The sequence below is a fragment of the Oceanobacillus jordanicus genome, assembly GCF_022095695.1.
Classification (GTDB): domain Bacteria; phylum Bacillota; class Bacilli; order Bacillales; family Amphibacillaceae; genus Oceanobacillus_B; species Oceanobacillus_B jordanicus.
On record NZ_JAIFZM010000011.1, the window covers coordinates 118,692 to 138,878 of the forward strand.

The following is a 20,187-nucleotide window of genomic DNA, read 5'->3' on the forward strand; positions in this document are numbered from 1 at the left end:
GATCATTCAAACGAAAAGGTTTGAATAAATGCTCGGCATACTTATTATTATTTCACTTTTAAATATTTCTCAATTTACATAATATGATGACTATCCTTGGTTCTTAGCTGCTTCTAACTCTTCTGTAGCCTCTTCTATTGCTTCGGCCACATCATTAGCTGCCTGTTGTGCCTGATCTTCTTTAGATTTTTTCCGATTTAGCTTTGACTTTACTGTGCTGGTCATTTCTTTCGTTTTTGTTGACGCGCTTTTGGATAACTGAGAAGTTGTGTCCATTGCTTTTTGTCTAAGTTCAGCACCAGTAGTATACGCTTTATCCTTCCAGTCAACACTTTTCTCTTGGGCAGTGTCTTTCCATTCATTGGCACGGTCTTTTACTTGCCCTGCTCCCTGGTTAATATCACTTCTTAATTCCTTACCAGATTTAGGAGCAAGCAATAATGCCGCTGCTGCACCCACCATACTTCCAATCAGTGTACCAATAATAAAATCTTTTGTATTTATGTTGTTATTTTCAGCCATGCGATATCCTCCTTGTATGTTTACTATTATTATTTACTTTTCTTTTTCCATACTTCCATTAGGGTTGAGGCCCACTTAACTGCCTGTGTTGCTTTCTCAGGATTTTGATTTGCTGTGCGAGATATACTGCCAGACAGCTGTTTTAAAGAGTTATTAAAATCTCTCACTGTCTCTCCTAATCCCTTCGCTCCATCAAATACACCATTAAGTTTCGAAGACTTCTGTTGTACATCATCAGCAAGTCTGTTTGTTTTCGTTAAAAGCTGGGTGGTCTCATCCGTTATTCCCTTCATTTGAGTGTTCAAACCATCCAGTGAGTCTTTAACATTGTCCATTGTTTGTTTTGTTGCTTTCAAGGTCATAATTGCGTACACAACAAGTACTGCAAACGCTACCGCAACAATCAATGCAGCAATATAAAGCATTATTTCCATTTTGTAGTATCACTCCTTCTGTTGTCAATAGTATGGCTACTAGACATTGTTTGCATGAAAAAGGACAAACCATTAAGTCATTTAAGTATAATTTATACGTATTAATTATACCAACAATAATCCTTTTTTATAAATACCCTAACACAAAAGAACTAAACATGCTCGTGAAACTACCTCTATTATTATTAATTCGACATATATGTAAAAATCCCTTTAAATATTATTTGCAAAAGCGATGAATGCCGTTTACATCGCGGTTGCACCACACCATTTCGGTTTGTGGTAGGGCTAACATGTGTCCCTAGGAATAAAACATTACGGTGAGCAATTTTCCCAAAAGCAAAAAAGAACCTGATAACAGATTCTTTTCTACTTGTTTAGTTTCGTACGTTTTTCTTTTCTTCATAAGCCTCTTGAAATTTTTGAATGTCTCCTGCACCCATGAAAACAAGCACAGCATCATCATACTCCATTAAAACATCCGTATGGTCAAGCTGTAACACTTCACTTCCATCGATCCGCTGTTGCAAGTCATTCACTGTCAGCTTGCCCGCTTCTTCTCTTGCAGATCCGAATATATCACATAAATAGACGTGATCGGCCAATGAAAGACTTTCTGCAAATTCATCAAGAAATGTTTTCGTTCTTGTAAATGTATGAGGTTGAAAAATAGCGACAACCTCTTTACTTGGATATTTCTTTCTTGCTGAGTCAATCGTAGCAGTAATTTCTTTTGGATGGTGTGCATAATCATCAATTAATACCTGATTGGCTACCGTTTTCTCGGTAAACCTACGTTTCACACCTTCGAAAGTTACCATCTTTTTAATATCCTGTGCCTTAACCTCTTCATAATGACAAATTGCGATAACAGATAGCGCATTTAAGACATTATGATTACCGTACATTGGAATAGTAAATGTATCATAGTATGTGTTTCGCACAAAAACATCAAAAGTTGTGCCTGCTTCATTTTCCACTACATTCTGGGCTTGGAAATCATTAGTAGCAGCGAAGCCATAATAAACCACCGGTACTTTCGCCTGGATTTTCTGAAGCTCTTCGTCATCTCCACAGGCTATAATTCCTTTTTTCACTTGATCTGCCATAGATTGAAAGGCTTCAAACACATCATCAATGCTTGTGAAATAATCCGGATGATCAAAATCAATGTTTGTCATAATTGCATAATCCGGTTCATAACTGAGAAAATGCCTGCGATATTCACATGCTTCAAAAACAAAATAGCGGCTGTCAACATGTCCTTTGCCCGTTCCATCGCCTATTAGATAGGATATAGGGTACGTTTCATTTAAGACATGTGCCAATAGTCCTGTAGTCGACGTTTTGCCATGTGCACCCGTGACTGCGATACTCGTATACTGTTTTAGCCATTCTCCAAGAAATTCATGGTACCTGTAAAATGTTAGACCTTGTCTTTTTGCTTCTTTGATTTCTGAATGGTCATCAGAAAAAGCATTGCCTGCAATTATTGTGAAATTTTCTTTAATGTTTGTTTCTGAAAAAGGGAGAATCGGAATGTTCTTTTCCTCCAATGCTTCCTGTGTAAAAAAGTGTTTTTCCACATCGGAGCCCTGTACTCTTTCACCTGAATCGTGAAGAATCTGAGCTAGAGCACTCATTCCCGTCCCCTTTATACCAATAAAATGGTAAGTTGTCATAAAAAGAACCTCCAAATTGTGCGTAAAAAGGATTATTTAACTATTAGCTGATAAATTTTTACACCTATTTTATTATTATAGCAAAATGAGAGAAGGATTTAAATAATAAGTTGCGCCGTGAGCTTGAGCTTACAATTTTAGAAAGTCTACCTTCTCAAGTCGGGGATTCGGTCGATAGCGCCTACCTTCTTTTGCTTCAGGTGTACCGTTTAGTAATACGTTGTCACCGGTAAACCCTATGTTAATCTTAAGTAAGCTACCACCAACACCATACATATCAACAGGCACTCCGATTTTTTCAAAAGAGGTAATTCGTTCTTCGGTGAAACCACCGCTAACCATTATTTTTACATAATCAAAGCCTTCATCATCCAATGCCTTTCTAAGTGCAAAAATAAGTTCAGGGTTTACGCCACGAGGGTCAAAGGTTCCCATTACGTGATGATTCCTTAAGAAGTACTTATCAACAAGCGTTCGCGAAGTATCCAGGCGTACACCTTTTAAATCCCTGCCGAATTCATGTGCAACTTTTAAGGAATCTGTTATAACATCATTATTGTAATCAACAAGTGCTACAAGGTCATCATCAGGGTACATTTCATGATAGGCTCTTGAAGCTGCAACAAGGTCACCGCGGAACATCTGGATCATGGCATGAGGCATTGTTCCCATTCCTGCTTTCCCCCACCATTCATTCATAGCGTGTGTAGCCTGTGCAGTTGATCCGCCAATGAATGCAGCATAGCCATCTCCAGCCTGCTGTGTATAGTGATCATCCCTATCCCCCATAAAGATGACGGGCTTTTGCTTTCCGGAGGTTCTGCCTGCTTTTACGACATTGTATACATTTGTAGCGACAGATGTTCTTCTTGCCAATATTCCATCAATTATCCCCTCTAAGAAACCAAACTGCTGATAGGCTCCAGTCACTGTTAATACAGACTCGAAAGGACTAATTTTGTCGCCATCTTTAAGCGAATGGATTTCTAGAGTTTCTGGATTTTTGGCAAAAGTGTGTAGCAATGCGATAGCTTCATCTGTGCCACATAAAACAGCACTCTCTTTCTGAAAAAATTGCATGGTAACACTATTATCAGGTAATTTGTTTTCTGCTATTTCCTTTGTTTTTAAAAAATATACTGCGGAAAACCAACCTTCTCTAATACGTTCATCGAATTTAAATGTCTTATTCGTTAACCGGTTGATTTTCCCTTCTAATTTTTGTGAGATTTCCTTCATTATTTGTTTCTCCTTACATCTAATAATCTGTTTCTCTTATCATATAGAAAAAAGATATGGGAAACAAGGCTAATCGTTCAGCTGCCATTCCTCTATTTGTGCCTTCGTTGCTAAAACATCTCGTGGCTTGCTCCCATTTTGCCCCGAAATAATTCCTTTCATTTCAAGTGCATCTATTAGGCGGGCTGCACGATTATAACCAATTTTAAAATGTCGTTGCAGAAGAGAAGTGCTTGCACTGTTCTGATGCAACACAAATTCAATGGCGTCATCCATTAATTCGTCCTCTTCGTCATCTGTTGCTATCTGTTCGAGCAACTGTTCTTGCTCAAACAAATAATTCGGCTCAGCAATCCCTCTGGCATAGCTCGTAACCCGCTCTATCTCTTCGTCAGAAACAAATGGCCCCTGTAGTCGGATACTCTTACCTGCTCCATTTTCGATAAACAACATATCTCCCTTACCGAGTAGTTTATCAGCGCCTCCAGTGTCCAAAATGGTCCTTGAATCTACTTGTGAGGATACACTGAATGCAATCCGGGTGGGAATATTTGCTTTAATTAAACCCGTTATAACATCTACTGAAGGTCGTTGTGTCGCTAGAAGAAGGTGGATTCCACAAGCCCTTGCCTTTTGTGCAATACGGCTAATTGCTTCTTCCACATCCTGTGGTGACATCATCATTAGATCTGCCAGTTCATCAATAACGATGACAATATATGGCATTTTTTCGGATGGTCTACCTTGTTTTAATATCTTTTGGTTAAACCGTTCAAGGTCTCGGACCCCCTCTTGAACAAATCGCTCATACCGGGATTCCATTTCACTAACCGCCCATTTCAGAGCAGCAGTAGCTGCTTTTACATCTGTAATAACAGGAGATACAAGATGAGGAATACCGTTATATGGTGCGAGTTCAACCATTTTCGGGTCAATGAGTAGAAACTTAACATCCTCATGACTAGCTTTATACAAAAGACTGATTAAGATGGTGTTAATACAAACACTTTTACCAGAACCAGTCGCACCTGCAATCAGCCCGTGTGGCATTTTTTGAATGTTAGTGATTAATGGTTGTCCTTCAATACTTAATCCTAGTGCAATCGTTAAAGGGGAGAGACTGCCTTTAAAAGCTTCTGACTCAAATATCCCCTGTAAACCAACCATTTGCGGGTTAGGGTTCGGGATTTCAATTCCAATGGTATTTTTACCAGGAATTGGTGCTTCGATTCGAATATCTTTTGCAGCCATATTTAATTTCAAGTCATCACTTAGATTCTTCACCTTACTAACCTTTACGCCTAGCTCAGGCTGGACTTCAAATCGTGTTACAGAAGGGCCTTGTGTTGCGTTAACCACTTTCGCCCGGACATTAAAGTGCTTTAACGTCTGTTCCAGTAATTCTTGCTGTTCTTCTATCCACAAATGATCAGCATTATCCTTTTGAACAGGATCATTTAGGAGATGATTTGGAATTGATTTTGTGTTTCCTACAATCTCTTCTTCGGCTTGTCTCGTCACAATAGAAGAATTATTATGCGAACTGCTTGTTTGCACGTGCTTTTCTTGCTGTTTTTGTTTCTCAAACAATTGTTTCTTGTCCCTTGGTGTCATAATGACATTGAATGGGCCTTGGCCGGATGTCCTGTTTCCAGAACCAGTACTATTGCTTCTGCTACTCTTTTCTCTCTCATATGACGAAGATTCTTTTGTTCCTACCTGAGGCTCTTCATTGGTCTCTGTGTGCGTTTTTGCAAAGGATTGCTCTACCGGTTCTTTTACTGGTTCCTCCCTTTGTTCGTTAACCACAGGCTGTGTCTCTTCGATAGTAGCGGCCATTTTCTCAACACTGGTCTCCTTATGTACAAGGTTTGATGTATTGGTTACATCCCCCACTTCCTGTCGTTCATCCAGGATCGGTAGTTCGTTTGTAAGTCTCTCCTCTTTCCGCTTGAACGCTGGAACATCCTCGATATGACTATTCTTTTTCCGTTGCTGGAACCCATATATAGGGGATGGCACCTCTGTACGTTTAAATGGTGTATCTATTTCTTTCTTGTAAATTTTATTACCGTAACTTGGAAAGTTTTTTTCTTCTTTGTTAACTGTTCGTTTTGGTTTTACATGAACTTCTCTTGGTCGTTCCCCAGGAGTTGAAGGATCAGTATTATCTGCATGCTGATCTGGGATAACAGGAAACCGAAAAGCTGGTTTTTTCGGGTATTGGTACATCATCTTTGCCTGCAGATCCTGTGTTTGTTTGTGTTGTTGTTTTAATTCTGGTTGTTCTTGCTCTTCCTCTTCAACAAAGAGGGTTTTTATCTTTTTCTTCCATTGATCCCACATGTTTAATCACTCATTTCATACATAAGTCGTGTATTACCATTCTAACAGGTTTTATATGGATTGTAGATCTCAAAATAAAAACAACCCATGTATTAACAAAGGTTGTTCTCGCTTGGCTTACCATAGTAATTACACTTTGGCTCCCATTAAAATGTGAACGTATCCCCAGGTGTATAAGATTCCTCTAAGACATATATCCCTTTTTCCTTCGGTGCATTTGGTAGTCCCAACTCTTTTTGCGAACATATCATACCATTCGAAGGAACACCTCGTAATTCTGTCGGTTTGATCTGTAGACCACTTGGCATCGTTGCGCCAACCTTTGCAACAACAACATACTGATCTTCATCAATATTAGGTGCACCACAGACAATCTGTAATGTCTCACTTCCTACATCTACTTGGCAGACACTTAATTTATCTGCATTTTCATGAGGTTCTTTACTTAAAACATGACCTACAACAAATTTAGGTGATAGGTCAAAGTCTAATGAATCCATTACGCTTTCTGCTGCAAATAACTCCTTCATCTCATCAAGCAACGCTTCTGTCATGGTATTTTTTCCATTTGTTAGCTTTGTGAAATGTTTTGAAGCCTGAAATATGTTGTAGCCTAATATTGCTCCATCTGAATCCGTAATTCTTGTAATATCTCCTACTTTATCATGTTTTAGCTCGTAACGATCCCCGGTTTTAAGTGGAATGATAAGTACATCACCAATACCATCTGGGTTATAAAATACATCCATTTAACTCTTCCTTCCCTAATTGTTCTCTGGTTTATTTTTTGCAAGAATAAATACTGGTTCCAGCTGCTTGTCTTCGTAAATAAAGGGTAGAGATGTGATCGGTATTCTTCCCTCTGCAAAGAATTTCATATTCATCTGTGCCAAAATATCGTAGCCGGTCTTATTTTGGATATCAGCAATAATAAAAACATCTTGGTGAGGTACAGCTACGGCCATTTCACCCTTCATATTTGCTTTCATTTCTTCTAGAAATGCTTCATTAAGTATTCTGCTTGCATCATAACCATCTTGTTTAGCAATAAAATAAAAATCATTGCCCGCTACCGTATCTTTATTATAATCACAATCGAGTGAACGTAAATTAAACGTTGCAATTTCATTAATCCTATCTTCGGTCCATCCTTCACTTTCAAGCAAATCCTTGTCGATTAATCGGTAGGATTTTCCTAGATCCAAAGCATAGTAGACCCGGGTTTCTGCAGTATGTTCCCTGTTAATTAATTCTTTATTGGCCTTTGTTTTATTAGGAAAAGAGGTTGCCCTTATAACAGGGAAAATGTTTTTCTCCATTCCAGCCAATTGGTGTTCTTCGTTCATAATCCGCAGTGCCTCTGTAATATGTTCAACGAGCTCTTCTATTGCTTCTTGGCCTCGCTGATTATATTTCGCAACAACGTTAGGTAATGTTATGGTTATACCTTGTCTTGATTCTTTCCACTCCACACGAAATGTGTCCTTATCTCGATTGTAGGACGTGTGATATCGTGTATCTGACAAGCGTTCCTGCAAAATTTGCTTTAATTTTAATGATGTCATTTTCATCTTACATCCTCCTTAGTCCATACTTCATTCATAAAGGACAGGGAATGATTTTATATTGACTACGAAAGTCCCTGTATAAATTCCACTATCTCTTCTTTCGTTTTTCGATCCTTGCTGACAAATCTCCCTGTTTCCTTGCCATTCGAAAATGCAAGAAAGCTTGGTATTCCATATACATCATGTTCTTGGCAGATTTCAATAAAATTGTCTCGGTTTATTTTTATAAACGTAAAGGATGGAAATTCTTCCTCTATTTCTGGCAGTACCGGCTCAATAACAACACAATCGGGACACCAGCCTGCAGTAAAATACATTATAACATTTTCATTATTTTTCCATTCATTAAATTGTTCAATTGTTTCAAGATTTTTCATTTGTATCAACTCCCTTTCATATCATATCTTTCTTTTGTGTTAGATTCAATTATCAAGGCTATCCTTGCTTAAACAAATTTCTATTATCTTACTCCTACTATGTCATGTACAATCCAAAATATTGTACTATGAAAACGAATGGAACAAAAGTGTAGTGTCTTTTACTACGGAAGTCTAATTTCTTTGCAAGTGCTGTCATTTTCGATACGATATAAAGTGAAGCTTCAATCAGTGGTGTTCTTCGTTCTTCCCCGCTGATTGTTAGTTGAACGAATCGGGGTGTTAGCGTCCGTTTACTCCACTAAAAACTAACGGTTTCACTTCATGTTTTGAAGTGGGAGACATACGGACGATTGCTCCGGGATAAAAAAGGATAGAGGAGGAATATGATGGAACTAACCGTTTATTTAGCAGGACAAATCCACGATGACTGGCGAAACGAACTAAAACAAAAAGCGGAGGAAAAGAAGCTCCCCCTCCATTTTGTCTCCCCGCAAACAAGCCATGAGCATTCAGACAACATAGGGGAACAAATTCTCGGTAAACAACCTAGTAATCTATACAAGGACGATGCTGCTTCAAGTGTCAATAATCTGCGGACAGAAGTGTTAATGAATAGAGCAGATGTTGTCATTGCTTTATTTGGAGAGCAATACAAGCAATGGAATACAGCTATGGATGCAAGCACTGCTATAGCACTAAACAAACCCACCATTATTGTGAGACCAGATTCCTTAATACACCCATTAAAAGAGTTAAGTAATAAAGCAAACGTAACCGTTGAGACAATTGATCAAGCACTAGAAGTACTAGTCTATATCTATGCATAGAAAAAAGCAGCGACTCCGCTGCTTTTTATTTGTTCCAAAATCTCCACTGGCCTTTTAGTAATGTTAATACATGTTCAAACATCGCCTGTCGACTTACAAGATCATTTGTAAAAATACCTACAGCACCTTCTTTTTTACTGACCCCTTCTCTTTGAGCATAAACATCCATTAAACTTCCTAGTTCCTTGCCAGAATGAAGTTCTTTAGCGAACTCTCTTGGTAAAGCGATACGGGCACCGCTAGCTGTATAGATCTTTTCATCTTTTGTGACAAGCGCACCCCAATTACATAAGAAGAGCTCCCCATCCACTTCCATCACGCCGCCTTCAAGACCAATGCCGAGGTCTGCTTCATCATTGCTTGCACATTGTTTCGCCCTGTTTATTGCCCCTTCTCTCGTTTCTTCGTCTGTTATTGGTTGTGGGGAAACATTAGAAGGAGCATCAAATGAGACAATGCTATCGGAAGTAAACACTGCTCGAGCCGCTTCTACTTTTGTTGGATTTTTGGACCCTACTACTATATTCATCTTTTCACCTCTTCTAAAAATAAAAACTCCAGACTTTCTCGCAACATATCATAGCATGTCTGCAAAAAAGTCTGGAACAAAGAATTTTATTAGACTAGATATACTTTATCAGATCAAGCACATTGAAAAATTAAGCCTTTCTGATCTGTTCTACCATATTAGCATCTGTTTGTTTTACTAATTTTACAATCAATTCTTTTGCTGCTGCGTAATCATCTACGTGGATAATGGAAGCAGATGTATGAATATAACGAGAGCATATCCCTACGACTGCCGAAGGGACTCCATTATTGGATAGATGAACACGTCCAGCATCTGTTCCCCCTTGGGAAATGAAATACTGATAAGGTATATTATTAGATTCTGCTGTATCAAGAACAAAGTCTTTCATTCCTTGGTGGGTAATCATAGAACGATCAAAAATGCGTAAGAGCGCCCCTTGACCAAGCTGACCAAATTCCTCTTTATCACCAGAAGCATCGTTTGCAGGTGACGCGTCCAATGCGTAAAAAATGTCTGGCTTAATCATATTAGCAGCTACTTGTGCACCACGCAGTCCAACTTCTTCTTGAACGGTAGCCCCTGAGAAAAGTTGGTTCGGTAGTTTTTCACCTTGCAGTTCTTTTAATAATTCAATAGATAGCCCGCAACCATAACGATTATCCCAAGCCTTGGCCAGTATCTTCTTTTCATTTGCCATAGGAGTAAACGGGGTTAATGGAACAATTTGCTGTCCTGGCTTTATCCCTATTTTCTCGGCATCTTCCCTATCATCTGCTCCAATATCAATAAGCATGTTTTTAATTTCCATCGGCTTTTGACGTTGCGCATCAGTTAAATTATGTGGCGGAATGGATCCAATCACACCCACAACTGGGCCATTTTCTGTCATCACTTGCACCCGTTGTGCAAGAAGAACCTGGCTCCACCAGCCACCAAGTGTTTGGAACCGTATCATACCGTTTTTCGTAATCTGTGTAACCATGAAACCAACTTCGTCCATGTGACCTGCTACCATTACTTTAGGTCCGTTTTCGTCTCCCTTTTTCACACCAAAGACACCACCAAGGTTGTCTTGTATAATTTCATCCGCATATTTTGTTAGCTCTTGTTTCATAAAAGACCTTACGGCATGCTCATTTCCTGGTGCCCCTTGTAATTCAGTCAAGTTTCTAAAAAGCTCCAATGTATCCTGCTTCATCTTATCCCACCTTCAAGTATGTAATATTATTAGTATACCGGAAAGTGTCGTTCTCTTTCCACTATTCACTTTTATCCACCGTAAAACTACTAATAGTTCTTACGGAACAAGAAATTGGAGCAAAAATAAGAAGGGAAGCAGGGAAGAAAACGACCAAGATACATGGGTTCTGTGATTGGCCGTTAGTTATCCTTACGCTTGGGTTAAAAAAATCGCTATTTAGTGAAGTTTTCACTTAATGAATTTTATTATTTTCTATTTTTAATTGGATAAGTTATACTATTAAGTGAAAATAATATACGAGATTAACAAACAAAATTTAGCATGAGGTGATGAAGAATGAGTATAAAACGAGTAGTCTTTGCCGCCGGAATCGGTGCAGTAGTCGGCTATATGGCGAAACAACAATTCGATAACTATCAAAGTGTCACACCTGAAAAAGCACTGAAACATGCAAAAGAAACATTTAAGAAGCAAGGACCTATAAGCGGATCCTGGATTTACATGAAACCAGAGGAAATAGAAAAAGATGGATTGCTTTATAATGCTTACCGTGGTGGGGTAACACGTACCATTGACGGAGAAAATAAGCAATATGAATTCCATGTTGACGTCGATACTGGAGCTGTTCTAGGCGCCACGCAAACTGCCTAAAAACAATAAAAAAACCAGACACTTTACTAAGTCTGGTTTTTTTATTTAAATCTCTGTATATTGTTGTTTCTCTACACTATCAATCTTTTCGCCGTCTTCGTTATACTTTATTGCTCTGTAGAATGCATCATGATAGAACGTGTACCACGTCCTATTGGCATACCCAGTAGCCATCCATTTCTCTTTTTCATGTACACTTGTGACAGGATAGTCATCATAGGCAAGTGCCCAGAGCTTGTTTTGATGTGCATGAGTCGGCATAATATCTGCCATGTGTAAAAAGCTGTCATCCCCGTCTTGGAAATACACAATTGCATGACCGTCACTATGTCCACCTGTATGTATCATACGTAACCCATCCACAATTTCCATTTGTTTAGAGAAAGGCTGAACTTGTTCTTTGATGGCCTCCCAGTTTTGTTTCCAATACGTGTTAACAGACCTAATATTAGGATTACGCATTTCTGCCCACTCTGTTTCAGTCGTATAAATAACTGCATTTTTAAAAACAGATTGATAGGTGTCCCCTTCTTTTACTGTTAATCCACAGGCATGATCAAAGTGCATATGTGTCATGAGAACCCCATCGATGTCCGCAACGGTTAAGCCGAGTTCTTCAAGAGACTGTTCTATGAAAGATTCTTCAAGCACCCCATAGTTTCGTTTTTGCTTATCTGTAAATTTTCCAATGCCAACCCCACTATCAATTAAAAGGTTTTTATCGTCAATTTGCAGTAAAATTGGATCTGTTCGCAGCTCTATCTGATTATTGTCATTAACTGGATACTTTTTACTCCATAACGCCTTTGGTACAACTCCGAACATTGCTCCACCGTCCATATACGTAACACCGCCCCGTAACCAGGTCAATGTGGCTCTACCTACTTGTAATTTCTCCATAACCCTTTCCCCTTTCCATACTGTATTTAGTGTAGCAAAAGCTTCGAAATTACTGCAAGCGTTACCATTTTTATTCATTTAAAAAGAACCTACTAGGAGGTTCTTAAGTGCCTGGGAAAAACGCCCGGCATCGATATATTGGTTGCCCTTTTGCTGAAAACTTTTCTTCGTACTCTGTCATCACATTCAAAGGGTCATCTATGGCATGTAAATCAAGATTCACTTCATTTAATAGCATACCAAATTGGGAGAAACTAACAAGGGAATATTCAAAGAGACCACGATTATCTGTTTTAAAAATGATTTCTCCCTTACTTGCAAGAACTTCTTGATATTGCTCTAAAAAACTTTGATATGTCAATCTTCTTTTAGCATGGCGGTTTTTTGGCCATGGATCAGAAAAATTGAGATAAATACAGGCAATTTCTCCATCAGCAAAAATTTCCCGGAAATCAGCAGCATTTTCATTTAGTAATAGAATATTCTTGTGCTCGGCATCCAATACCTTTTGTGCTGCTGTTACCACTATACTTTTAGCTAATTCTATCCCGATAAAATTGATATCAGGATGCTGCTGAGCCATCCCAACTAGAAATTGTCCTTTTCCCGTGCCAATTTCAACATGCACAGGGTTATTGTTACCAAATAGTTCTTTCCATCTCCCTTTATATTGCTGTGCTTGTGGTACAACTAGATGATTATTCTCTTGTAAAAATGTATCTGCCCACGGTTTGTGTCGTTGACGCATATATAGCACCTTTCTCTGTTTATAATGTGTGTATATTATTAATAAAAATGCTGAAAATAAGATAAGAGGTGATCGAACATGTCTTTAACAACCAATCATCAATTAGTACTTCTATTGGATTTACTGGATGAGCAATCAGGAGAATGTTGCGGAAATGTATCAGAATATCAGCAAATAAAGAGACTTGTCCAGTCAATGCTATCAGATAATCGTATTACAGATACCCAACTAGTTCAACTTTTACCCGATATATATAATTATGGCGCGCAGGGTGAAAATACACCTAACGTTCCTGAGCATATCACTGCGAATCGAGACAATATTGAACAATGGATTGGTGCAATTAATCAATTCACAGCAAGATAGATGTTTTAATATAGCTATTTAATTCATCAAGATTGCGCAGTCTTTCTGTAACTTTGTCGAACTCGTTTCGCTCACTATGCCAACATACGTAATGTAATGCATCAACAAGCAAATACCAAAACATTCTCTCTACAAGCTCTTTGTCCATTGATATACCATACTGGTATAGCCAGTCATCCCACTCTGCCTGAGGAATATACCATTTAAGTACCATCCCATAATCTATTACAGGATCGGCAATCATTGCGTTATCCCAATCGATTAAATACAGATGACCTTCGTTGGTTAAAAGAATATTGTTGTGATTTAAGTCCCCATGACAAACAACCTGCTGTTGATGTCTCGTAACAGGGAGCATTTGTTCCAAATATGACATTGCTGTAGCAACGGAAGCATGCTTTTCAGCAATTCCCAACTGTTGCAGTCTACCAGTTATATAAAGAAACCCTTCATCAGAAGTGACGGGTTTTTTACCAATCCGCATTAACATATGGAGTAATTCAGAGGAATCATGTATCTTACGTAGTAACTCAGCTACCTGGTAACGCTGCATCTCAGCAGGTTTTAATTCTCTCCCATCCAGCCATTCCTGGGCTGTGATGACATCACCGTTCTCCATACGCTTGGTCCAAATCAATTTTGGGACGATCCCTTCTGCTGATAGTACAGCTAAAAAAGGTGAAGAGTTTCGCTTAAGAAACAACCGCCTGTTTTCTTTTGTTGCTAAATATGCATCGCCAGTTAGCCCACCAGCTGGAGTTACTTCCCAGCCTTTTCCTAGAACTTGCTTCAGCCAGTTCACCATATATTCCTCACATCTTTCAAAAAATAGCATTCAACTACTTATTTTATAGGGATTGAATTAAAAATACAACTTTAAAATTTTATTTCTTTTCATCATCAGCAAATGTAAAGGTTATCGCTTCTTCATCCCATTCAGGTCGTTTTACAGAAGTGGTCTGACAATGTATTAATAATGTGCCCGCAGCCTTAAGTTGACTACTCTTCAGTGGGGAAGAAGAGCTACGTTTCTCTTGGAACCATTCTTCGAAGGAACGTTTATCAATCATCCTTGTTTGATAGGGCTCATAATGGTTAATAATTAAGTTGGTTCTGGAAAGAACTGTTTTATGCACTGGGAACTCTATGTCTTTCGTGCGTAAAATACTTCGGACGATTTGTTCCGTTCGTTTTAATGCAATCAACGGATTTAGCATCTTTCTACTTTCTTTTTCTCCCTGGATCGTCCAAGTCCTTTCTTCACCAGCAATAAAGGATGCTCCTTCTTCCGTTTCTGCTATATATATTATCTCAATCCCTAATGGTCCAATGAGAAGAATCTCGCCATCCACAGGGGCTTTTTTTATTGAAAATATTGGAAAGTAAAGGAGCAAATAAGAGTCTGGAAAACGTTGCAGGAAGAATTTCAATAACGAGTCGTCTTGATATTTCTTGTGCATGACAGAACGCTCCGTCACTGTAGATGTCGCCCATTTCAGCTGAAAATCAAATAGCTGATCTAAAAAATATTGCTTGAGCTCAGCCTCAGTATTGGGAAGTATCTCTTCTGGTTCTGGTTCTACTTCTTCTGATGTGATAGCATCCTTTTTTAGAAAGGATTTTAATTTGGATATTCTAGAACTATCCGTGTCCTCAAGTACCGAGTTTTCGGGCTCTTCAGTTGGGTTTAACCAACGATCATATAATTTTTTCCAATTATCCTGCTTTAATCTTATATATTGACTGGGATATCGATATGTATCCCACTCATAACGCGTTATATAATCCTGTAACTTAATCAGCTGAGCCAGTATCACCATCTCCCTTTAGTTCAAAAGTGGCAACCGGATGGTACTTCGGTCGCTTTTGTGGAAAAATTTGATAGAGCACTATTCTATCCACCTTCATTGTTTGTTGTTCATTGTGCATGTGATCCAGTTGTACTATTTGTTCTCTCTTTGCTTCACCTATCCAGTTTTTAGCTATGGTGATATGAGGACGATATGGTCTATTCTCTCTAACAATGCCGCAATCTGAAGCGATATCTTCTACAGATGAATAAAGACTCTGAAGGTGTTCCGTTTTTTCTACTCCTGCCCATAGTACCCGTGGTCTTCTTAAATCGCCAAAAAAACCTATATTCCCAACATTTAATGAAAATACCAATTGTTCTTGAATCTCAGGCAAGCGTTCCTTTAGTTGATGTACTTTATTATCGGGTAAATCACCAAAGAACTTTAATGTTATATGAAAATCTTCCGCGATTGGCCATTGCTTATACGTAAGATTTCTCTTTAGTTTTTCCTGAAGTTGCGATAAATCCTGTTTGATACGATCAGGTAATGGAACAGCGATAAAATAATGATTACCCATGTTAACACCTCTATTTACGTTTAATGGAGAAACAATACGCTTTTTCCTGTTCTGTAAGTGGTCGATACGCACCAAGTGAAAGGGACTTGTCCAATTGTAACTCTCCCATTTCTAAACGTTTCAAGTAGAGAACCTTTCGATCTACTGCTTCAAACATACGCTTCACTTGATGATATTTTCCTTCTGTTACGGTAACGATTATCTCTGATGTATTCCCTGACTGTATTATTTCCAACCAAGCCGGCTTTGCATGGTACCCATCCTTTAACACGAGCCCTTCTTGGAACAGTTTTACATGGCTATTAAGGACTTCCCCATTAATTTTGGCATAGTAGCGCTTTTTAACATCCTTTTTTGGAGAAGTCAGCTCATGTGCTAGCTGTCCATCATTCGTAAGAAGCAGCAACCCTTCTGTGTCTTTATCGAGACGCCCTACGGGGAAAGGCTGGTAGGTCTTTTCTTCGTCACCCAATAGGTCTATCACCGTTTTATCCCGAGCATCCTTTGTAGCAGAAAGGCATCCCTGTGGCTTGTTCATCATAAGATAGATATATTTTTCGTAACTTACTTTCTTGTTATTCACTCCAACATTGTCAGTATCTGGATTTACATGGGTGCTTCCATCTTTTATGACTATGCCGTTGAGTGTTATTTGTTTCCCTTTTAATAGACTTTTCACTTCTTTACGACTGCCATAACCACTATTCGCCAGTAACTTATCAACTCGCATCCTTGTCTCTCCTATCTACTAAAAATTCGATCCAGGAAACGAATCCGGTTTCCCAGCACGCGTTCAAGTAATGTAGAGTGGTAAGCAAACCACATATAAACAGTACCACCAGTTAGGACAGCTAAGGCTAGCATAATCGTAGCACCTGTCCGCGTTTCCTCATAAGGTATAAACATTCCTCCTACAAACTTGGTTATCCATATCGTGATTGCCATAAAGATGACAAATATTAGAATAAGCAACGTTCGCTTGAATGTTTGTTTAAAGGAAAAATTGATGGATGTTTTAATTCGATATAAATTAAGTGCAACTGCAATTATTGCAGCAAGTGCTGTACCGATAATTGCTCCTTTAGCACCAAACATATGAATAAGCTGAATATTAAACAGGATTTTCACTAGTAACCCTATAAGCAAACTGATTACAGCATAATTCTGTTGATTTACACTTTGCAATATAGCAGAAGATACACTGTACAATGCAAAAAACAAAGCAACAGGTGCATAAAGCCCTAACAAGGGGCCAGATACATCAATCCGTTTCATTGCACCAAATAAAGAACCATAAGCTTCGCCGGATAGCAAGGATAGTCCAATAATAGCTGGAACAACAAGCACCAATACGATTTGTAGGGTTTGATTAATCTGTTTTGTAAGCAACTCTGTATTTCCTTGCGTGAATGACTTGGTCATTGCAGGAATAATCGCAAGCGATAACCCTGTTGCCAATGTTATCGGGATAATGACAAGTTTATGGCCATAATTGCTAATAACAGCAAAAGAAAATTCCCATATATCTTGCCTCCCCGATGCAACCATAGCCCGTTCAAAGGTAAAGGAGTCAACTAGTTGATACAATGGAATAGCTAAACCAACTAGCACAAACGGCCCTGCATAACGAAACAACTCCGCTAATAGTTTTTTTGTCGATATATCGTACGTAAACTTCTGCTGTTCCATTTGCCTTGTAAAGTGTGACTTTCGTTTTCGCCAGTATATATATAAAACAATACAGGACGCTATAGCCCCAATAAAGGCAGCGAATGTCGCAAAACCAACCGCTGTCGTAATGGAGCCATTTAAAAATTTCATAATTACAAACGCGCCACCTAGCAAAACGACAATACGAACGATTTGTTCAACTACCTGGGAGATCGCAGTAGGGCCCATAGAATTATTCCCCTGAAAGAACCCTCTCACTATACTCATTGCAGGTATTACGATCAACGCTACACTCACCATACGAATTACAAATGTTACATCAGCTACGGAAATACTTCCTGGATCCTTACTGGTAATCATTTGTTCGGCAAGTAATTCCGCACTAAAAAACAGTGCCAGGAAAGAGAGCAGTCCTGTCACCGCCATCATAGTCATACCTGTTTTAAACATCCTCATTCCTGTTTCGTAGTCACCTACAGAATTATACTTCGCCACAAACTTTGAAACGGCTAAAGGGACGCCAATAGTTGAAATACTAATAAATATACTATAGGGAATGTACGCAAATTGAAAAAGCGCGCCTCCCGTCTCTCCGACCAAGGCATTAAATGGAATAACATAAAGCATGCCAAGGAGTTTTGATAAAAAGGAAGCACCTGTTAATAACATGGTGCCTCTGATTATATTCGACATTTTTTCACCTGCATCTAATTTCTATTCTATCTGCTATTTTATCATAAATAGACAGGTTTCTAATAACGATAATTTTTATTCCTTCAAGAATTTCAAGAAGTCATCAATTGAAATACCTTTTAGACGCCCCCTTGAACGTTGAGATCACATTATACCAGTGGTATGATACATAGGAAAGGAATGAAGAAATTGAAATATGATGTAATTGTAATTGGTGGAGGCCCTTCAGGTTTAATGGCTGCGATAGCGGCTGCTGAAAAGGGTGCCAAGACCATGCTTATTGAAAAAGGAAATAAATTAGGTAAAAAATTAGCAATTTCTGGTGGAGGACGTTGCAATGTGACAAATCGTCTGCCAGAAGATGAAGTCATTAAGCACATCCCCGGTAACGGTAGGTTTTTATATAGTGCATTTTCTGTCTTTAATAATTATGATATTATCTCTTTTTTTGAAGAACTAGGAGTAGAACTCAAGGAAGAAGACCATGGTCGAATGTTTCCTGTTTCCAATTCTGCAAAAACAGTTGTAAATGCATTAATAAATAAGCTAGATGAATTAAAGGTAAACGTTAAGTTAGAAACTGAAGTCGAAGCAGTGCATTTTTCTTATGAAGAACCACATCAAGTTATTTTGAAAGACAAACAAGCTTTTCCAACAAGTTCTGTTGTAATTGCAGTTGGAGGAAAAGCAGTGCCCCATACAGGCTCGACAGGCGACGGTTATGCCTGGGCAAAAAAAGCTGGACATACCATTACAGAGCTTTATCCAACAGAAGTTGCTTTAACTTCAAATGAAAGATTTATCCAAGAGAAAGCTTTGCAAGGTTTGTCGCTGCGGGATATATCGCTCTCTGTACTTAACAAAAAAAGCAAGCCAATTATAACACACCAGATGGACATGCTTTTCACCCATTTTGGTGTTTCGGGACCTGCTGTTCTTCGTTGTTCTCAATTTGTTGTAAAAGAACTCATGAAGGGTCATGATCAAGTGGCAATGCACTTGGACGCCATTCCTTCCACTAAAGAGCATGTTTTATTAGAGGAAACGTTGAAGGCAATGAAAGAACATCCAAAGCGTTCTATAAAAACAATTTTAAAAGGGTTAGTGCCAGAACGCTTTTTGGATTATCTTTTACAAGCTAACGGGATTTCACCTGAACAAAATGGAGCAAATATATCTCATGACGGAATTCGCAGTATTATAGCCGACATGAAAAACTTTACATTTAATGTACAGGGATCCTTGCCCCTTGAAAAAGCATTTGTTACAGGAGGTGGTGTCTCCATTAAAGAGATTATCCCTAATACTATGCAATCTAAGTTAATGAATGGGTTATTCTTTTGTGGAGAAATATTAGATATTCATGGTTATACTGGTGGGTATAATATTACCTCAGCATTAGTAACAGGAAGACTTGCGGGAAGTAATGCTGCAGATTAATATTATTGGTATTAGCTACCTTGTATGACTTACTGTATTACGTTCAACCTAAGCATGTCTGACAAAAAATCTGCTTCAAGGAAAGGATGGTTAGACATGCAGAAAAATGGAATGTGGTTACCTATATTAGCTTCCGTCGGAGTAGGAGCTGCAACGTATTATACGATGACGAAGAATAACCAAAACTTCAATCAAACCATAGAAAAAATGGTCCCATTGGTTACTCAGATGAGTGGAAATAGCAAAATACAGGACGGAGAGAATACGGAACAGCTCGGTCCGTATGGAATGAGCTAATAATAAACGTGCCATTATGGCATGTTTATTATTTCTATACAAAAAAGGTTATGCATACAAAATGCATAACCTTTTTCCATTTGCCTGGCGGCGTCCTACTCTTGCAGGGGCAAAGCCCCAACTACCATCGGCGCTGGAGAACTTAACTTCTGTGTTCGGCATGAGAACAGGTGTGACCTCTCCGCAATTGCTACCAGACCTCGGTTTGAAACCGAATCTTTAGGTGTACTTATACCCTAAAAACTAAATAAGAGTAAACAACGAATCAAGAAAAATGTTAGTTAAGTCCTCGATCTATTAGTATCCGTCAGCTCCAC

At 38.7% G+C, this 20,187-nt stretch carries 22 protein-coding genes and 1 rRNA gene; 5 read left to right on the forward strand and 18 right to left on the reverse strand.

Features of this window, described 5'->3' with window-relative positions:
• Positions 1-90: 90 nt before the first annotated feature.
• The 8 genes from K3T81_RS13820 to K3T81_RS13855 all read right to left on the reverse strand — a co-directional run bounded on the left by K3T81_RS13820 (position 91) and on the right by K3T81_RS13855 (position 8,168).
• Complete coding sequence (locus K3T81_RS13820) at positions 91-522, reverse strand: YtxH domain-containing protein (protein ID WP_036572047.1); 432 nt, start codon at positions 520-522, stop codon at positions 91-93.
• A 29-nt stretch (positions 523-551) separates the two neighbouring features.
• Positions 552-956, reverse strand: coding sequence for a DUF948 domain-containing protein (locus tag K3T81_RS13825; RefSeq protein WP_106897185.1), 405 nt, complete (start codon positions 954-956; stop codon positions 552-554).
• A 377-nt stretch (positions 957-1,333) separates the two neighbouring features.
• On the reverse strand, positions 1,334-2,638 hold the full coding sequence (murC, locus tag K3T81_RS13830; protein WP_106897186.1) for a UDP-N-acetylmuramate--L-alanine ligase: 1,305 nt from the start codon (positions 2,636-2,638) through the stop codon (positions 1,334-1,336).
• A 129-nt stretch (positions 2,639-2,767) separates the two neighbouring features.
• Positions 2,768-3,877 carry a nicotinate phosphoribosyltransferase gene (locus K3T81_RS13835; protein WP_106897187.1) on the reverse strand — a complete coding sequence of 370 codons (1,110 nt, stop codon included), beginning with the start codon at positions 3,875-3,877 and terminating at the stop codon, positions 2,768-2,770.
• 69 nt (positions 3,878-3,946) lie between these two features.
• Positions 3,947-6,223: a DNA translocase FtsK gene (locus K3T81_RS13840; RefSeq protein ID WP_238020571.1), complete on the reverse strand. Its 2,277-nt coding sequence runs from the start codon at positions 6,221-6,223 to the stop codon at positions 3,947-3,949.
• 146 nt (positions 6,224-6,369) lie between these two features.
• Positions 6,370-6,972, reverse strand: a complete 603-nt coding sequence (gene ytpR, locus K3T81_RS13845) for a YtpR family tRNA-binding protein (protein ID WP_238020572.1) — start codon at positions 6,970-6,972, stop codon at positions 6,370-6,372.
• Between the two features lie 15 nt (positions 6,973-6,987).
• Complete coding sequence (locus tag K3T81_RS13850; protein ID WP_036572034.1) at positions 6,988-7,794, reverse strand: DUF1444 domain-containing protein; 807 nt, start codon at positions 7,792-7,794, stop codon at positions 6,988-6,990.
• 59 nt (positions 7,795-7,853) lie between these two features.
• Positions 7,854-8,168, reverse strand: coding sequence for a thioredoxin family protein (locus K3T81_RS13855; RefSeq protein ID WP_106897190.1), 315 nt, complete (start codon positions 8,166-8,168; stop codon positions 7,854-7,856).
• Positions 8,169-8,557: 389 nt separating this feature from the next.
• Between K3T81_RS13855 and K3T81_RS13860 the strand changes: the two genes are divergently transcribed.
• Entirely contained in the window at positions 8,558-8,998 is a 441-nt protein-coding gene (locus tag K3T81_RS13860; protein WP_238020573.1) for a YtoQ family protein, read from the forward strand.
• A 25-nt stretch (positions 8,999-9,023) separates the two neighbouring features.
• Here the strand turns inward: K3T81_RS13860 and K3T81_RS13865 are convergent, their stop codons facing one another.
• Together K3T81_RS13865 and K3T81_RS13870 are read right to left on the reverse strand one after the other, a co-directional pair.
• Entirely contained in the window at positions 9,024-9,527 is a 504-nt protein-coding gene (locus K3T81_RS13865) for a DUF84 family protein (RefSeq protein WP_238020574.1), read from the reverse strand.
• Between the two features lie 130 nt (positions 9,528-9,657).
• Positions 9,658-10,728 (reverse strand): M42 family metallopeptidase, encoded by a 1,071-nt coding sequence (locus K3T81_RS13870; RefSeq protein ID WP_238020575.1) that lies wholly within the window; start codon positions 10,726-10,728, stop codon positions 9,658-9,660.
• Between the two features lie 339 nt (positions 10,729-11,067).
• Here K3T81_RS13870 and K3T81_RS13875 point away from each other — a divergent pair, with 339 nt between their 5' ends.
• Positions 11,068-11,382 carry a PepSY domain-containing protein gene (locus tag K3T81_RS13875; protein WP_238020576.1) on the forward strand — a complete coding sequence of 105 codons (315 nt, stop codon included), beginning with the start codon at positions 11,068-11,070 and terminating at the stop codon, positions 11,380-11,382.
• 45 nt (positions 11,383-11,427) lie between these two features.
• Here K3T81_RS13875 and K3T81_RS13880 read toward each other — a convergent pair whose 3' ends face one another.
• Positions 11,428-12,282, reverse strand: coding sequence for a YtnP family quorum-quenching lactonase (locus K3T81_RS13880; RefSeq protein ID WP_238020577.1), 855 nt, complete (start codon positions 12,280-12,282; stop codon positions 11,428-11,430).
• A gap of 103 nt (positions 12,283-12,385) precedes the next feature.
• Positions 12,386-13,030 (reverse strand): tRNA (guanosine(46)-N7)-methyltransferase TrmB, encoded by a 645-nt coding sequence (gene trmB / locus K3T81_RS13885; protein WP_238020578.1) that lies wholly within the window; start codon positions 13,028-13,030, stop codon positions 12,386-12,388.
• Between the two features lie 78 nt (positions 13,031-13,108).
• Between trmB and K3T81_RS13890 the strand changes: the two genes are divergently transcribed.
• Positions 13,109-13,396 (forward strand): YtzH-like family protein, encoded by a 288-nt coding sequence (locus tag K3T81_RS13890; protein WP_106897197.1) that lies wholly within the window; start codon positions 13,109-13,111, stop codon positions 13,394-13,396.
• Here the strand turns inward: K3T81_RS13890 and K3T81_RS13895 are convergent.
• The 5 genes from K3T81_RS13895 to K3T81_RS13915 form a co-directional block, all read right to left on the reverse strand.
• Positions 13,383-14,201, reverse strand: a complete 819-nt coding sequence (locus K3T81_RS13895) for a phosphotransferase family protein (RefSeq protein ID WP_106897198.1) — start codon at positions 14,199-14,201, stop codon at positions 13,383-13,385. The two genes, K3T81_RS13890 and K3T81_RS13895, sit on opposite strands and share 14 nt — an antisense overlap.
• A 79-nt stretch (positions 14,202-14,280) precedes the next feature.
• Positions 14,281-15,216, reverse strand: a complete 936-nt coding sequence (locus tag K3T81_RS13900; protein ID WP_238020579.1) for an NERD domain-containing protein — start codon at positions 15,214-15,216, stop codon at positions 14,281-14,283.
• Entirely contained in the window at positions 15,191-15,769 is a 579-nt protein-coding gene (thpR, locus tag K3T81_RS13905; protein WP_238020580.1) for an RNA 2',3'-cyclic phosphodiesterase, read from the reverse strand. The genes K3T81_RS13900 and thpR overlap by 26 nt, the downstream gene beginning before the upstream one ends.
• A 10-nt stretch (positions 15,770-15,779) precedes the next feature.
• Positions 15,780-16,499: a pseudouridine synthase gene (locus K3T81_RS13910; RefSeq protein WP_238020581.1), complete on the reverse strand. Its 720-nt coding sequence runs from the start codon at positions 16,497-16,499 to the stop codon at positions 15,780-15,782.
• An 11-nt stretch (positions 16,500-16,510) separates the two neighbouring features.
• Positions 16,511-18,133, reverse strand: coding sequence for a putative polysaccharide biosynthesis protein (locus K3T81_RS13915; protein ID WP_238020582.1), 1,623 nt, complete (start codon positions 18,131-18,133; stop codon positions 16,511-16,513).
• Positions 18,134-18,322: 189 nt separating this feature from the next.
• On the opposite strand from K3T81_RS13915, the gene K3T81_RS13920 reads away from it, so the two are divergent.
• Together K3T81_RS13920 and K3T81_RS13925 are read left to right on the forward strand one after the other, a co-directional pair.
• Positions 18,323-19,573: a BaiN/RdsA family NAD(P)/FAD-dependent oxidoreductase gene (locus tag K3T81_RS13920; RefSeq protein WP_238020583.1), complete on the forward strand. Its 1,251-nt coding sequence runs from the start codon at positions 18,323-18,325 to the stop codon at positions 19,571-19,573.
• A 96-nt stretch (positions 19,574-19,669) separates the two neighbouring features.
• On the forward strand, positions 19,670-19,870 hold the full coding sequence (locus tag K3T81_RS13925; protein WP_106897204.1) for a hypothetical protein: 201 nt from the start codon (positions 19,670-19,672) through the stop codon (positions 19,868-19,870).
• 82 nt (positions 19,871-19,952) lie between these two features.
• Here the strand turns inward: K3T81_RS13925 and rrf are convergent.
• Positions 19,953-20,068: ribosomal RNA gene (gene rrf, locus K3T81_RS13930) — 5S ribosomal RNA — on the reverse strand.
• Positions 20,069-20,187 lie beyond the last annotated feature (119 nt).

What these genes read in the sequence shown, in the direction of transcription:
- K3T81_RS13820 (WP_036572047.1), bottom strand. Translation starts at nt 522, where the DNA reads ATGGCTGAAAATAACAACATAAATACAAAAGATTTTATTATTGGTACA.
- K3T81_RS13825 (WP_106897185.1), bottom strand. Translation starts at nt 956, where the DNA reads ATGGAAATAATGCTTTATATTGCTGCATTGATTGTTGCGGTAGCGTTT.
- murC (WP_106897186.1), bottom strand. Translation starts at nt 2,638, where the DNA reads ATGACAACTTACCATTTTATTGGTATAAAGGGGACGGGAATGAGTGCT.
- K3T81_RS13835 (WP_106897187.1), bottom strand. Translation starts at nt 3,877, where the DNA reads ATGAAGGAAATCTCACAAAAATTAGAAGGGAAAATCAACCGGTTAACG.
- K3T81_RS13840 (WP_238020571.1), bottom strand. Translation starts at nt 6,223, where the DNA reads ATGTGGGATCAATGGAAGAAAAAGATAAAAACCCTCTTTGTTGAAGAG.
- ytpR (WP_238020572.1), bottom strand. Translation starts at nt 6,972, where the DNA reads ATGGATGTATTTTATAACCCAGATGGTATTGGTGATGTACTTATCATT.
- K3T81_RS13850 (WP_036572034.1), bottom strand. Translation starts at nt 7,794, where the DNA reads ATGAAAATGACATCATTAAAATTAAAGCAAATTTTGCAGGAACGCTTG.
- K3T81_RS13855 (WP_106897190.1), bottom strand. Translation starts at nt 8,168, where the DNA reads ATGAAAAATCTTGAAACAATTGAACAATTTAATGAATGGAAAAATAAT.
- K3T81_RS13860 (WP_238020573.1), top strand. Translation starts at nt 8,558, where the DNA reads ATGGAACTAACCGTTTATTTAGCAGGACAAATCCACGATGACTGGCGA.
- K3T81_RS13865 (WP_238020574.1), bottom strand. Translation starts at nt 9,527, where the DNA reads ATGAATATAGTAGTAGGGTCCAAAAATCCAACAAAAGTAGAAGCGGCT.
- K3T81_RS13870 (WP_238020575.1), bottom strand. Translation starts at nt 10,728, where the DNA reads ATGAAGCAGGATACATTGGAGCTTTTTAGAAACTTGACTGAATTACAA.
- K3T81_RS13875 (WP_238020576.1), top strand. Translation starts at nt 11,068, where the DNA reads ATGAGTATAAAACGAGTAGTCTTTGCCGCCGGAATCGGTGCAGTAGTC.
- K3T81_RS13880 (WP_238020577.1), bottom strand. Translation starts at nt 12,282, where the DNA reads ATGGAGAAATTACAAGTAGGTAGAGCCACATTGACCTGGTTACGGGGC.
- trmB (WP_238020578.1), bottom strand. Translation starts at nt 13,030, where the DNA reads ATGCGTCAACGACACAAACCGTGGGCAGATACATTTTTACAAGAGAAT.
- K3T81_RS13890 (WP_106897197.1), top strand. Translation starts at nt 13,109, where the DNA reads ATGTCTTTAACAACCAATCATCAATTAGTACTTCTATTGGATTTACTG.
- K3T81_RS13895 (WP_106897198.1), bottom strand. Translation starts at nt 14,201, where the DNA reads ATGGTGAACTGGCTGAAGCAAGTTCTAGGAAAAGGCTGGGAAGTAACT.
- K3T81_RS13900 (WP_238020579.1), bottom strand. Translation starts at nt 15,216, where the DNA reads ATGGTGATACTGGCTCAGCTGATTAAGTTACAGGATTATATAACGCGT.
- thpR (WP_238020580.1), bottom strand. Translation starts at nt 15,769, where the DNA reads ATGGGTAATCATTATTTTATCGCTGTTCCATTACCTGATCGTATCAAA.
- K3T81_RS13910 (WP_238020581.1), bottom strand. Translation starts at nt 16,499, where the DNA reads ATGCGAGTTGATAAGTTACTGGCGAATAGTGGTTATGGCAGTCGTAAA.
- K3T81_RS13915 (WP_238020582.1), bottom strand. Translation starts at nt 18,133, where the DNA reads ATGTCGAATATAATCAGAGGCACCATGTTATTAACAGGTGCTTCCTTT.
- K3T81_RS13925 (WP_106897204.1), top strand. Translation starts at nt 19,670, where the DNA reads ATGCAGAAAAATGGAATGTGGTTACCTATATTAGCTTCCGTCGGAGTA.